This window comes from Acinetobacter sp. YH12152, from assembly GCF_013418285.1.
GTDB lineage: Bacteria > Pseudomonadota > Gammaproteobacteria > Pseudomonadales > Moraxellaceae > Acinetobacter > Acinetobacter amyesii.
On sequence record NZ_VPCH01000008.1, the window covers coordinates 1 to 12,826 of the forward strand.

15 protein-coding genes and 1 pseudogene are annotated in these 12,826 nt (G+C 43.5%); 5 read left to right on the top strand and 11 right to left on the bottom strand.

Annotation, left to right across the window (positions count from 1 at the left end; all coding sequences use genetic code 11):
* Positions 1–126 precede the first annotated feature (126 nt).
* The 3 genes and pseudogenes from FTU83_RS04210 to dnaJ all read left to right on the top strand — a co-directional run.
* Positions 127–519: pseudogene (locus FTU83_RS04210) on the top strand (efflux RND transporter permease subunit); the annotation flags it as partial.
* Between the two features lie 133 nt (positions 520–652).
* Entirely contained in the window at positions 653–1,030 is a 378-nt protein-coding gene (locus tag FTU83_RS04215; protein ID WP_180003650.1) for a hypothetical protein, read from the top strand.
* Positions 1,031–1,136: 106 nt separating this feature from the next.
* Entirely contained in the window at positions 1,137–2,255 is a 1,119-nt protein-coding gene (dnaJ, locus tag FTU83_RS04220) for a molecular chaperone DnaJ (protein WP_111885156.1), read from the top strand.
* Positions 2,256–2,339: 84 nt separating this feature from the next.
* Here dnaJ and FTU83_RS04225 read toward each other — a convergent pair whose 3' ends face one another.
* Positions 2,340–3,983, bottom strand: a complete 1,644-nt coding sequence (locus FTU83_RS04225; protein ID WP_180105787.1) for a PglL family O-oligosaccharyltransferase — start codon at positions 3,981–3,983, stop codon at positions 2,340–2,342.
* 198 nt (positions 3,984–4,181) lie between these two features.
* On the opposite strand from FTU83_RS04225, the gene dapB reads away from it, so the two are divergent.
* On the top strand, positions 4,182–5,003 hold the full coding sequence (gene dapB / locus FTU83_RS04230; protein WP_180105786.1) for a 4-hydroxy-tetrahydrodipicolinate reductase: 822 nt from the start codon (positions 4,182–4,184) through the stop codon (positions 5,001–5,003).
* 58 nt (positions 5,004–5,061) lie between these two features.
* Positions 5,062–5,706, top strand: coding sequence for an START domain-containing protein (locus tag FTU83_RS04235; protein ID WP_078191634.1), 645 nt, complete (start codon positions 5,062–5,064; stop codon positions 5,704–5,706).
* 32 nt (positions 5,707–5,738) lie between these two features.
* Here FTU83_RS04235 and FTU83_RS04240 read toward each other — a convergent pair whose 3' ends face one another.
* The 10 genes from FTU83_RS04240 to FTU83_RS04285 form a co-directional block, all read right to left on the bottom strand.
* Positions 5,739–6,110 carry a hypothetical protein gene (locus FTU83_RS04240; protein WP_180105785.1) on the bottom strand — a complete coding sequence of 124 codons (372 nt, stop codon included), beginning with the start codon at positions 6,108–6,110 and terminating at the stop codon, positions 5,739–5,741.
* 145 nt (positions 6,111–6,255) lie between these two features.
* Positions 6,256–7,278, bottom strand: a complete 1,023-nt coding sequence (locus FTU83_RS04245; protein ID WP_180105784.1) for an NAD(P)-dependent alcohol dehydrogenase — start codon at positions 7,276–7,278, stop codon at positions 6,256–6,258.
* 25 nt (positions 7,279–7,303) lie between these two features.
* Positions 7,304–7,873, bottom strand: a complete 570-nt coding sequence (locus FTU83_RS04250) for a DNA-3-methyladenine glycosylase I (RefSeq protein WP_180042052.1) — start codon at positions 7,871–7,873, stop codon at positions 7,304–7,306.
* Positions 7,874–7,892: 19 nt separating this feature from the next.
* Positions 7,893–8,138: a hypothetical protein gene (locus FTU83_RS04255; protein ID WP_078191630.1), complete on the bottom strand. Its 246-nt coding sequence runs from the start codon at positions 8,136–8,138 to the stop codon at positions 7,893–7,895.
* A gap of 15 nt (positions 8,139–8,153) precedes the next feature.
* Positions 8,154–8,681, bottom strand: coding sequence for a M23 family metallopeptidase (locus tag FTU83_RS04260; protein WP_168379469.1), 528 nt, complete (start codon positions 8,679–8,681; stop codon positions 8,154–8,156).
* 67 nt (positions 8,682–8,748) lie between these two features.
* A complete protein-coding gene (mutY, locus tag FTU83_RS04265; RefSeq protein WP_180105783.1) occupies positions 8,749–9,795 on the bottom strand; it encodes an A/G-specific adenine glycosylase in 1,047 nt (348 codons plus the stop codon).
* 153 nt (positions 9,796–9,948) lie between these two features.
* Positions 9,949–10,308, bottom strand: coding sequence for an HIT family protein (locus FTU83_RS04270; protein WP_078191628.1), 360 nt, complete (start codon positions 10,306–10,308; stop codon positions 9,949–9,951).
* A 51-nt stretch (positions 10,309–10,359) separates the two neighbouring features.
* A complete protein-coding gene (locus FTU83_RS04275; protein WP_180105782.1) occupies positions 10,360–11,100 on the bottom strand; it encodes a dienelactone hydrolase family protein in 741 nt (246 codons plus the stop codon).
* Between the two features lie 193 nt (positions 11,101–11,293).
* Entirely contained in the window at positions 11,294–11,986 is a 693-nt protein-coding gene (locus tag FTU83_RS04280; protein ID WP_180105781.1) for an FKBP-type peptidyl-prolyl cis-trans isomerase, read from the bottom strand.
* Positions 11,987–12,040: 54 nt separating this feature from the next.
* Entirely contained in the window at positions 12,041–12,754 is a 714-nt protein-coding gene (locus tag FTU83_RS04285; RefSeq protein WP_078191625.1) for an FKBP-type peptidyl-prolyl cis-trans isomerase, read from the bottom strand.
* Positions 12,755–12,826 lie beyond the last annotated feature (72 nt).

Sequence of the window (12,826 nt, forward strand, 5' to 3'; positions counted from 1 at the left end):
TATAAAGAGTTCCTGTACCGCCATACTGTCAGCGCAGTGCGGTATCGAAAGGTGCAATCTCTAAGATTGCATGGGTCGCAAAGATTCCCCCACCATAGCTCTTAGCTTGGTGGTGGGAGTATGTCAACTGCACCTTTGGGCATTATTGGCGTGGTGTTATTCCTGTTATTGTTCAATAAACCCTTTGGTTTTGTGGCAATGCTCGGCACGATTGCACTGTCAGGAATGATTATGCGCAATTCACTGATTTTGATTGATCAGATTGAACAAGATATTCAGTCCGGGGAGTCGGCTTGGGATGCGATTATCAATGCGACGGTACGTCGTTGCCGTCCCATTGTGTTGACTGCATTGGCCGCTGTATTGGCGATGATTCCACTTTCTCGCAGTATTTTCTTCGGTCCAATGGCCGTGGCGATTATGGGTGGATTGATCGTGGCGACCCTGCTGACCTTGTTCTTTTTACCTGCGCTATATGCACAGTGGTTTAAAGTGAAAAAAACTCAGCAGAATCCTTAAAAGTGTCATAATATTGGGTGCGAAATATTGAATTTTTCTCTATAGTAGCACCTGATCTACAAAGACATTTTTAAAAAGTAAAACTACCACAAGTGCAGCGCGGCATATTGTGGTGTACGGGGTTGAATCACAGATGACAGCAGAGAGTTTAGCTAAGTATCGCCGTTATATTGCGATTTCTTATGTCTTCATGTTTTTCGCTTTATTTACCCTGATTAGTGGTGTATTTGCCTACGGTTTTGCACGCAAAGTGACTCAAATCGATTCTACAGAAGTTTGGCTACAAGCCCAAGCGCTTTGGGTCATGCGCACCGTCGTGATTTATTCCATGATGGCCATTTTTGCCGCACTGTGGTTTATTCCTTTATTTTTCTATTATTGGGACACCTATCTTTGGGTGACTGCATGCACGGTAATTGGTGTGATCTTTTCTTCGATTGCCTTTTTGTATCTATTAAATGCATGGATCCAAGGTCTATCCAAATTCGTTAAAAATAAGGCTGTTTTCTAAGTCGATTTATTTTTTTCCTGCCTACCCCTTGAAAAAATGGTTTGATTCCCCAATTTCAGACCACAGTTAAGTATTAAATTAAATTCCGTGAGGAGCATCGCCAGACATGGCTAAACGTGATTATTATGAGGTTTTAGGTGTATCTAAAACCGCAAGTGATGATGAAATTAAAAAAGCCTACCGTAAGTTGGCGATGAAGTATCACCCTGACCGTAATCCAGATAACCCAGAAGCTGAAGAAAAATTCAAAGAAGCTGCAGAAGCATATGAAGTTTTATCGGACAGCGAAAAACGTAGTATGTATGACCGTATGGGACATCAAGCTTTTGAAGGCGGCATGGGCGGCGGCGGTGGCTTCGGTGGCGGTTTTAGCGCAGAAGATATCTTTAGTCAGTTTGGTGACATATTCGGTGGCGCATTTGGCGGTGGTGGCCGTGGTGGTCAGCAACGTGCACGCCGTGGTTCAGACTTACGCTATGTTATGGAGCTTACCCTTGAGGAAGCTGTGAAGGGCGTGAAAAAAACCATTACCTTTACTGCGCCAGCGCCATGTGATGCCTGTGATGGTAAAGGATCTAAAAATCCGAATGACGTTGAAACCTGTAAAACCTGTCATGGTGCCGGTCAAGTGCGTATGCAACAGGGCTTCTTCTCTGTGCAGCAAACCTGTAGCACCTGTCGTGGTCAAGGTAAAATCATTAAGAACCCATGTAATAAATGTCATGGTTCAGGGGTTTCTGACCGTCAGCAAACTTTAGAGGTGACCATTCCTGCAGGTGTGGACAATGGCGACCGCGTACGTTTAAGTGGCAAAGGCGAGGCGATCCGTGATGGCCAAGCAGGCGACTTATATGTAGAAGTGGTGGTACGTGAACACGAAATCTTCCAACGTGATGGCGCTGACCTATATATGGATGTGCCTGTAAGCATTGCAGATGCTGCATTGGGTAAAGAAATTCAAATTCCGACACTCGATGGTCGTGTGAGCTTGAAAGTACCTGAAGGGACTCAAACTGGTAAATTGTTCCGCTTACGTGGTAAAGGTGTGAAGCCTGTACGTACCAGCATGACCGGTGACTTACTCTGCCGTATCGTGGTGGAAACGCCTGTGAACTTAACGGCTCGTCAACGTGAATTGTTGAAAGAGTTACAAGACACGATGGATGGCGATGACAATAAATCATCTCCGAAGAAAAAATCATTCTTCGACCGTTTGTTTGATTAATTGAAATGATTTGCTTGAGTTCGCTGTGATGTGAACTCAGGTATAAAAAAGCCTGCATAATTGCAGGCTTTTTTATTGAGCGTTTTAAGGTTTCGGCTGTGCTGTAGGCGGTAATAAACTCTCATAGCTCATGTCGAGCCTATAGATATTTTTAAGACGCTGTAGCTGATGACGTGCTTCAGCCTCACGACCATTAAATGCCAATAAACGTGCATATTTAATGATGTGGTATTTCGCTGGATAGCTGCGAACCAATTTTTCAGTATCCTGAATGGTTTGTTCAGAAACGATGGAATATGGATTTAAACGAATAATCGCTACCCGATGTCTAAATTCCGTGAGTAAATAGATCGGCTCATGGTTGGTGATTTTCTCCGGTGTTTTTTCATATTTTGATGCCTGACCCAGCTGAATCGCTGCATTGGCATAATCACGATAAATCACCGTAATCAGCACGGCGCCAATCACGAAAACAATGCGGATAAACCACGGAGACAGGCTCAAAGTAGCCGTCTGTGGCTTCGCTGCTTGAAGAATCCCGATAATAAAACCCGCAGGCAGTAAGAAATATGCGTAGTTTTGCGGAAACTCCAACATGGCATGAATAACGAAGACACCGACCATCAATAGGCCAATCACAGATAATGCAGACTTGGCTAACTTCTGTAATTGGATGCCCCAATAAGCGAAATAGGCCAAGAACGGCACACCAATAATGGCGCCATTCCACAATAAGAAATCCAAAATAAAATTGTGTGAGCTACGAATCCATACAGGCCCTTGTACCGTGTCAGAGATCGAGACAAAAGCGCTACTGGTTTGATGCCAACCATAGCCAAACCAAGGCTGTGCAGCTACGGCATGCGCCATTTGTTGCCAAATGGCTAAACGAGACATATCGCCACCAGCACGTTTGACCACGTCACGACTTTCTTGAATATTCATGTCGGACATTTGGCTCATGATTTGACTTAATTTTGGCATCAATACAATCAGTGCCACAAAGCCGATAAACCATGCCAAGCTGTAAAACCAGCGAAGACGGATATAATCTTTGTACTGTGCATAAGCCAAATAGATTAGGACGCAGATACTTGCCACCCAAGAGGTGCGAGATTGGCTGAGCGCGACCCCAATTAAAATAGGAATTGCACAAGCGACCAAATAGCGGGTTTTAACTTTTTGCTGTTCATAAACATATAAGCAGGCTAACAAGGACATGAGCAGAAACGTGGCCATGTTATTCGGCTGAGCAAAGTTTGCAAATGGGCGCGTAGTTCCACTAATTTTCATCACAAAAGGAAGAAACGAGTCAAAATCTAACCACTGACATATTGCGATGAGTCCGGTCATGACACCCGAAGCAACAAAGGTATAGCTCAGGTATAGGAAGGTTTTTTCGCGTTTTTCCGTACCTTGCGAGAGGCTGAAACCAAGATTGATACACAGCCAGAAGCTGAACACAAACAGCATACAGAGCAAGGCAATACTAAAATAATACACCTGCCCAAAAGCCAGTTGGATGAAGGGAATCAGCGCTAAGAGCAACAGGGGCAAGGAAATTTTTGCCACCATGAGCTTTTCTTTAAAGAACGTTGCCGCTAAGGCAAACAGGGCAAAGAAGGTATAAAGCTCACCGGTATACGTGGCCCAAGGTCGGTAATGAATCGGAATCAGCCATGCCAGTGCAATACAGACTGCCGCACAAAGATACAATAGGGTTTTCATGAATATTCAAGATCAATAGAACGCGCCTATCATACCGTGAAAATGCCCAAACTTGGTGAGGGAATAGTCAGCATCTGTCGAAGAGCTTGATTTGCAAAATGCCTTCGGAAAATGCAGGATTTTTTTGTTTGTAACTTAGCCTGCGCATGGAGTTTTGATATAGTAAGACCAATTTCGAATCAACATTAGGAAAATGTTATGTCAGCAGCTCCACGTATTGGTATCTTGGGCGCAGGCGGTCGTATGGGACGCATCTTAATTCAGGCGGTTCAGCAAGCTGGCTATCAATTGGCTGCTGCGGTAGAACGTCCTGAAAGTAGCTTAGTCGGTGCGGATGCCGGTGAACTTGCAGGGATTGGCGCGGTTGGCGTAAAGGTTGTCGGTAACCTTGTTGAGGTTTTAAAAGATTGTGATGTCGTGATCGACTTTACTGCTCCTGCAGCAACGGCACAGCATCTTAAACTTTGCCGTGAAGCAGGTGTTGCGATTGTCATTGGTACCACAGGTATGAATGATGAGCAAAAAGCTTATCTCGATGAAACAGCAACAGAAACCCCAGTGGTCTATGCAGCGAACTATTCTGTCGGTGTAAACGTTTCAATCAAACTTCTTGAATTGGCATCAAAAGTGTTTGGCGATACTGTGGATATTGAAGTGATTGAAGCTCATCATCGTCATAAAGTTGATGCACCATCAGGTACAGCGCTAATGTGGGGCGAAGCTATTGCCGGTGCTTTAGGACGTGACCTAAAACAAGATGCTGTGTATTGCCGTGAAGGTCATACGGGTCCACGTGAACGTCAAACCATTGGCTTCCAAACGATTCGTGGTGGTGACATTGTTGGTGAACATACTGCGATGTTTATTGCGGATGGCGAACGTGTTGAAATTACCCATAAAGCGACCAACCGTATGAACTTTGCCTCTGGTGCAGTACGTGCAGCTGCATGGGTAGTCGGTCGTGAAGCACGTAAGTACGATATGAAAGATGTACTGGGTTTTAACGATATTGACGTATAAAAGCGCGTTAAAATCCGTTATAACAACAGCATAAAATTAAAATAAGACGATCAATGGAATGAAAAAAGTCATCTTTATGGCCTGTGCTGTCGCATTCACTGCGGCAGTACAAGCGAAAACTATGGATAATGCCAAACTCACGATTAATAAAAATAATATTAAAGTTTGGACCTACCAAAATGCTCAAAATCCTGTCTTTCAATACAAAGCTGAAACTAGTTTTGATGTGCCCATCGAAAAAGCGGTTTCCCTGATTTTAGATGTGGAAAATGCAGTGAATTGGGTCCCTTATATGGGCAGTGTCAAAGTCTTATCCCGTGATGACCAGAAAGGTGAATTCAGCTTATATATGGTGCTGGATTTCCCTTTTCCCTTGAAAGACCGTGATTTAGTGGTACAAGGCAAAATGCGTAAAGATGCACAGGGCATTATTAGCATCCAAAATAAAGCGGTGAAAAAAGGTTATCCGATCAATCCCAATTATGTACGCCTCACCGACTATGAGGGCGATTGGACCTTCCAGCGTTTAGGCAATCAAAAGGTCAAAGTTTCGACCTATGGCTACGCCAATCCGGAAGGTTCCATTCCGCTCAGTTTCGTGAATATGTTTGTGCAGCAACAGCCTTATCAAATGCTACAAAAAATGAAAGTGCAGTTGGGTAAAAGCAAAACTGCAACGGCATTTCCCGAAATTTTAAAATAAGCAGCAGTAATGATTCAGTTCAATATGAACGATCAATGACTTTGCATCTCAGGCAGGCGAAAAGCAGTCAACTGCTGCATGTGCTGTGCTTCTGGAAGTTTGATACTGAGTAAGGTCTGTTCTGGAAATGGATGCGGATGTAGCTTGATTTGAAATTGCCGCGCGGTCATTTGTTCACAGGCAAAGCGAAGTTTGGCTTGCTGCGGCATGATATTCATGCCGTTTTCAGATTTGGCTTTATAAATATATAGCTGCTGATGTAACCCGCCGCTGGTGATCGGTTGGATCTGCTCAAGTTCATATTGCGTCAGTTTTTGGGCACTCAAAAAACCTTGAATTAAAGATTTACAGATAAAATTCTGCTGGCTTTGGGCTTGAGTGTGCTGTTCGGGTTGGCACGCCATAAGCGTGAGTGTGCTGAAGATGATTAGACCCGCTCGAAACTGCGTAAGGAATGCATAAATACAAACACCGTCTAATTTTGATGAGTGTATAAAGGGCAGAAGAAAGCCTGCATGCAGCAGGCTTTTTGGGCTTAGATTTTTAGCGTTAAAAATCAGCTTTCAGCACAACACGATAACGCACGTTTCCTGAATGCAAACGTTCAATCGCTTCATTCACCTGAGACATTGGATACATTTCAATTTGTGGTGCAATATTTTGACGTGCGGCGAATCGAAGTAATTCACGCAGTGCTGCAGGAGAGCCTGTTGATGAGCCAGTGACAGATTTAGCACCACTGATCAGCATACCTGCGGAGATTTGCATCGGCTCAAGTGCTAGGCCGAGCATGTGAACGCTTCCATTCGGTGCCAAAGTCGAAAGATAGGCTTGCCAATCCAACGTCACATTGACCGTGCTTAAAATCAAATTGAATTTCCCACGCTGCGCTTTAATTGCAGCAAGATCACGACTATTCACCACATGGTCAGCACCCATGGCTTTAAGTTCATCGGTTTTATCTAAGTTTGAACTAAATGCGGTAATTTCACAGCCCCAAGCTTTGAGCAGTTTAATCGCCATATGACCTAAACCACCAATGCCGATCACGGCAACATGGTGAATGGCCTGAATTTGGTGCTGTAAAATGGGATCAAATACCGTAATCCCGCCGCAGAGCAGAGGACCAGCACTGGTTGGATCAAGATCATCTGGAAGCGGAATAACCCATTGCCAGCCAGCACGGACTTTGTCGGCAAAGCCACCTGCATGACCGACGATTGTCGCTGTCTTGGTTCCAGTACATTGCACTTGGCGACCATCGATACATGGGTCACAGTGTTGACAACTTTCTGCTGTCCAGCCTATGCCCACACGTTGTCCGATTTTCAGTCCTTTGGCTTCGCTGCCGAGTTGGGTAATGGTTCCAATCACTTCATGCCCAGGGACTACAGGATATACCGAAGATTTCCAATCATTTTGGATAATAGAAATATCTGAGTGACAAAGACCGCAATACTCGACTTTGACTTCAACCTGATGGGCTTGTAATTCACCTGCATCAAATTGGTAGGGAACAAGGGCTTCACCACTGTTCATTGCTGCATAGGCTTGAATTGTATTGTCACTCATTATTCTATCCTTTCTGTTTTTGAGGTCATTCTGCGTGCGTGTATTTAAAGTCACAGTGATTTTCATGATCATTGACCATGCCGATAGCTTGCATCAGAGCATAGCAAGTCGTTGGGCCGACAAATTTAAAGCCATGCTTTTTTAATGCTTTGGACATGGCCTGACTTTGAGCGGTTTGTGCAGGGGCGCTGCGATATTCAACTACATCATTATTGGCAATTTGACCTTCGACAAAATTCCAAAGAAATTCCACCGGATGAATCCCTTGGGCTTTTAACTGTTGCCATGCTTTGGCATTATCACGAATGGCAGTGAGTTTGCCGATATGGCGAATCAAACCTGAATCTTGTAATTTTTCTTGTAATTGTAGGTCACTCAACGCTGCGATTTCGGCAATGGGATATTGAAAAAAATGTTGCTGATAGCAGGCCCGCTTTTTCAGCACAGTGATCCAAGACAGCCCCGCTTGTTGTCCTTCAAGACATAGCATTTCAAAGAGATGCTGCTCATCAAAACTAGGTTTAGCCCACTCAGTGTCGTGGTAGGCAATATATAAAGGATCTTCGGAGCACCAAGCACAGCGTTGTATCGTCATGTTGAATGCTCCTTTTGACTTAAATTTTAAAGACAGTCCATTGATCGTTTTTATTGTCCCAATACAACAGTTCCGCTTGATCGAGATCGGCAAATTGAATCCATACATCTTTACCTGATTTGTCTGCGTAGCCGGTGCTGATGAGTAATGCTTCTTCAGTGATCTCCATGATCCAGCCCTGATAAGACTGTCCATTGAGGCTGATTTTTTGTTGATTACCAGATTCTGCAAATTCCACCAGACGATTGATCAACGCTTCTGACATGTATGTTTCCTAAAATTAACGTAAATACGGATAGGGGTTAACGGCATTGCGACCTTTACCACCCAAGTAAATGCCATAATGCAAATGTGGTGCAGTATGTCGAGCATTGCCAGTATTACCTACATAGCCAATGACATCACCTTTTTTGACATAGTCACCGACATTTAAGCCACGTTTATGACCATCAAGATGCGCATAATAATGCCAAGAACCTGCGGGCCCCATAATCCATATCACTTTACCACCCAAATTGTTATTACGTAAGTCAGCAACTAAACCTTCTGTAGCACTGAGGACTTTTGTTCCACGTGGAACAATAATATCAATGCCTTCGTGGCTTCGTCCTTGGCTACGCGCTGCGCCCCAAGTATCCTTAAGCGCACTTCGTTTGACTTGATGAACAGGAACAGGCAATTGATTGGATAAACGCATGTTTTGTAATTTTTTCACTTCATGAGCAGGCAATGTACTGCCTGATGGTTTGGGTGGAGTCGACGTACAGGCGCTGAGTAAAAGCAAAATAAAACCAATACCGCCGAACAACCCTTTGCGAAGCTGAAAAAATCCTTGAGTCACATTTGTCCCTATTCAATTGATGAGCAGTTCAAAACTATGGCATAGAATGGCTTTCGAGTTCTAGCGTAGAAATGAGTTTTTTCATTGCAGTAGGAATACCGAGTGAAGTGGCTTGTATCGGTGTAAACCACTGTGCGTTGCATTCAATGGCCAAATGTTCTTTTTGATCGGCAGCAACGGTAAATACAGTAGCTTCTAAAAGCCAAGTGAAGTGGGTAAAGCTATGTGATATCTGCACTTGAGTGGTGGTAGGTTTCAGTCCAAGTTGCTGAGTGTGGGATTGAAACTCATGGGGTTGATCAAAAATAGGTAAACACCACAGACCGCCCCATAGACCGCTATTCGGACGTTGTATCCACAGCCATTCTCCTGCAGATTGAATCAGCATGACTTGAGCTTCTCTTACAGGAACAGGCTTTTTAGGCTTTTTATAAGGTAATTCAGTTTCTAAACCCTGAGCATGTGCTTTGCAGTGCTGTTGCATGGGACAAGATAAACAGAGTGGTTTTTTCGGCGTGCAAACGGTTGCACCAAGATCCATAATCGCTTGGGTATAATCGTGGTTGCGTTCAGTGGGGCAGAGCTCTGTCGCCAGTTGCCACATGGCCCGTTCATGTACAGGTTTCGATAAATCATCTTCTATAGCAAAGAAACGAGACAATACTCGCTTGACGTTGCCGTCCATAATCACGCCATATTGTCTTAAACCCAAAGACATCAGCGCACCCGCGGTAGACGGGCCGATGCCCGGTAGTTCCATCCACTGCTCAAGTTTGCTTGGAAAATGTCCCTGACGTGCAACAATTCCTGCGGCTTTGTGTAAGTTCCGAGCCCGTGCATAGTAGCCTAAGCCAGCCCAATAGGGCGCCACATCATCCCAAGAAGCATGGCCTAAATCTTCAACAGTCGGAAATCGTTGAATAAATCGATCAAAATATTGTAGGACAGTTTTGACTTGGGTTTGTTGCAGCATAATTTCTGAAACCCACACTTTGTAAGGGCCATCCTTCACTTGCCACGGTAAGTCATGACGACCATGGACATCAAACCAGTCGAGAAGGGCATCAGAAAAGTTAAACATGCAATACAGTCAAAATTGAAAAAACCTGCCTAGTATACATCTTTCAATAGGTATTCTTTTTGTTCAAAACGAAATCTGTATATCAGGGGAAATGCAAAAATAGCGGCTATCAAAAAAGGAGCCGAAGCTCCTTAGTGAGTGTAAATTTAAAGTTTAGCTTTTAAAGCCCCAGCGGGTATCAAGCGCCAATGTTTGGTTTTCATAACGTGGAATAATGTGAATATGCACATGTTCAGTGGCTTCGCCAAAAACTTGTCCATCATTAAACCCAATATGAAAGCCAGTGGGTTGATAGCGTAAATTTAATTCATTACGCGCTTGTTCAAGTAAGGACATTAAACTTTTACGTTCTTTATCAGTAATTTCAAAAAATGAACCAACATGACGTAGCGGGACAATGACAGCATGCCCTTTAGACAGTGTATGTGGTTCAGGAAGTACAACACCAAAATCATTTTTTGCAATCACGTCATATTCGTCAAAATTGCAATATGGACAATTGAGTTCTGTCATTGTGCTCTCCTCATTTTTATAAATTAAATATTGGTATTGGTTCTTATGGCTTTAAGAACCAAGCTGGCGTGCTAACAAGGCATACATGGCCGCTAAACTTTGCTGTTCTGCAGCAGCGTTATAAGCTAAATCTACGCCGTTGGCTTTGGCACGTTCATCCGCCATCGGGTTGCTAAAGCCATGCTTTGCACCTTCAAAAATATTGATTTGATACTGCACTTGGGCAGCATCCATTTCATTTCTAAAGGTTGCAACATCATCTAAGCTCACCATCGAATCGAGCTCACCATGTTGCACTAAAATCTCTGCTTGGACTTGTCCTGTTTGTGCAGGAGTCGCTGTAGCAAGTGTTGCATGGAAGGTCACCACTGCTTTTAATTCAGCACCTGAACGAGCTAAATCCAGCACGACTTTTCCGCCATAGCAAAAGCCTATAGCTGCGAGTTTATCTGCATTTACTTCCTTTTGCTGTGCCAAAGTGTTTAATGCAGCAGACGCACGGGTCACGATGGTGTCAGTATGATCAAAAGTCTGCATCATCCATTCATAAGCTTGCTTTGCATCAGTGGTGACTTTTTTGTCACCATACATATCCAAAGCGAAAGCAGCATAGCCTTGTTCTGCCAATTCGCGCGCACGTTGTTCGGTATATTCATTGCGTCCCCACCATTCCGGGGCAACTAACACACCTGCGACCGCAGTGTCTGACTCTGGTGCGGCAAAATAGCCAAAAAGTTGAGTTCCATCAGCTGCTGTATATTGAATTTCGCGAGTCTTAATTTTAACGGTCATGGTCAAATCCTTATGTGCGGCTGCGCAGTTGATGAAGACTTAAAATAAAGGGAAATGAGTTTTTGTGAAATAAATATAAGATATCAATGTGAATTTTAAGTCAAATCAATCAAAAAAATTGTAAAAGAAAATAATGGAACGAAGAAATATTGAGGAGCACCGAGATTTGTCGATGCTCCTGAAGGGAGTCTTGTTATTTCGGGAGCACTTCAATGAGTTCTACATCAAAAATCAGTGTGCTGTTTGGCTCAATGACGTCTGCTGAACCAATTTGACCATAACCCAAATTGGCAGGAATAAAGAAGCGATATTTTGCACCTTCTTTCATCAACTGTAGACCTTCTGTCCAACCCTGAATGACTTGGCTCACTTGGAACATCGCAGGTTGGTTGCGTGCAATTGAACTATCAAAAACAGTGCCATCAATTAAGCGACCTTCATAGTGAACTTTCACTGTTGAATTGGCTTTGGGTGACTTACCTTTGCCGGCTTGAATGACTTGATATTGCAGGCCAGATTTCGTGACCTGAATGCCCGGTTTTTTGGCATTTTCAGCAAAGAAAGCTGAACCAATGGTGGCATTCGCATCCGCTTTTTGCTTCAGTTCAATCAGTTGTTTCGCTTCGGTTTGCTTTTTATATTGAGTTAAGGCATGGGTCATTTCTTCATCTGTTAGTGACGAAGCTTGACCTTTAGATGCTGCCTTTAAACCTGCAACAAATGCATCAATATCTAAGTCTTTAATGGATTCAGCATTACTGCGTCCCATTAAATAACCAAAACTATAACCGACTTGTTCTGCAGCACTACTTTTATTACTGACATCTTTGGCAAATACAGTGCTTGAGCAGAGTGCCAAACACAACATACTGATCTGTAATTTCATGACCGAGTCTCAAAATAAAGCAGGAGAGCGAAAAGCTCTCCTGTACCGGTTTTATTATTTAACTTCAATGAGTTCTACATCAAAAATTAAAGTACTGTTCGGTGGAATCGTTCCTGGAACACCTTGAGCACCATAACCTAAGTTTGAAGGAATATATAAAGTGGCTTTACCGCCTTCTTTCATTAACTGTAGACCTTCAGTCCAACCTGGAATTACTTGGTTCAATGGGAATTCAATTGGCTCGCCGCGCTGTACTGAACTATCAAATACTGTGCCATCCACTAACTTACCTGTGTAGTGAACTTTAACAACTGATGTGGCTTGCGGTTGTTTACCTGTACCTTCTTTCGTTGTTAGGTACTGTAAACCAGAAGCAGTGGTTTTAACCCCAGCTTTACTTTTGTTTTCTGTTAAGAAATTATCGCTGCTACTTTGTGCTTGCTTATTGCTTTCGAGCTGCTTGTTTTGCATTTCTTGCTGGAACTCAGCATATGCTTTTTGTAATTCTTCTTCAGTATATGCAGGTTTTGCACGAGCATGACCCGCACGAACGCCAGTGACAAAGCTATCAATATCTAATTCTGGAGGCGTTTGATGGGCAACTTCATAACCAAGTGCATAACTGATTTTAGCGACAGCAGAAGCATTTGCAGCTGGTTGAGTTGATGTTGCTGATTGCGTAGCAGGTGTTTTAGTTGCATAGTAAACAGGAACAAGTGCGGCACCGCCGAGTAATACAGCGACAGCGATAGGTAGGGCCTTACTCATATATTTTCCCACAATTATTTTATATGTAAAAAGTTGCTGAAATTCTAGCAGACTTTTCCTGTTCAGCGCTTA

Bases quoted from the DNA above. Each gene is read 5' to 3' on its own strand.
- FTU83_RS04215 (WP_180003650.1), top strand. From the start codon at position 653: ATGACAGCAGAGAGTTTAGCTAAGTATCGCCGTTATATTGCGATTTCT.
- dnaJ (WP_111885156.1), top strand. From the start codon at position 1,137: ATGGCTAAACGTGATTATTATGAGGTTTTAGGTGTATCTAAAACCGCA.
- FTU83_RS04225 (WP_180105787.1), bottom strand. From the start codon at position 3,983: ATGAAAACCCTATTGTATCTTTGTGCGGCAGTCTGTATTGCACTGGCA.
- dapB (WP_180105786.1), top strand. From the start codon at position 4,182: ATGTCAGCAGCTCCACGTATTGGTATCTTGGGCGCAGGCGGTCGTATG.
- FTU83_RS04235 (WP_078191634.1), top strand. From the start codon at position 5,062: ATGAAAAAAGTCATCTTTATGGCCTGTGCTGTCGCATTCACTGCGGCA.
- FTU83_RS04240 (WP_180105785.1), bottom strand. From the start codon at position 6,110: ATGGCGTGCCAACCCGAACAGCACACTCAAGCCCAAAGCCAGCAGAAT.
- FTU83_RS04245 (WP_180105784.1), bottom strand. From the start codon at position 7,278: ATGAGTGACAATACAATTCAAGCCTATGCAGCAATGAACAGTGGTGAA.
- FTU83_RS04250 (WP_180042052.1), bottom strand. From the start codon at position 7,873: ATGACGATACAACGCTGTGCTTGGTGCTCCGAAGATCCTTTATATATT.
- FTU83_RS04255 (WP_078191630.1), bottom strand. From the start codon at position 8,138: ATGTCAGAAGCGTTGATCAATCGTCTGGTGGAATTTGCAGAATCTGGT.
- mutY (WP_180105783.1), bottom strand. From the start codon at position 9,795: ATGTTTAACTTTTCTGATGCCCTTCTCGACTGGTTTGATGTCCATGGT.
- FTU83_RS04270 (WP_078191628.1), bottom strand. From the start codon at position 10,308: ATGACAGAACTCAATTGTCCATATTGCAATTTTGACGAATATGACGTG.
- FTU83_RS04275 (WP_180105782.1), bottom strand. From the start codon at position 11,100: ATGACCGTTAAAATTAAGACTCGCGAAATTCAATATACAGCAGCTGAT.
- FTU83_RS04280 (WP_180105781.1), bottom strand. From the start codon at position 11,986: ATGAAATTACAGATCAGTATGTTGTGTTTGGCACTCTGCTCAAGCACT.
- FTU83_RS04285 (WP_078191625.1), bottom strand. From the start codon at position 12,754: ATGAGTAAGGCCCTACCTATCGCTGTCGCTGTATTACTCGGCGGTGCC.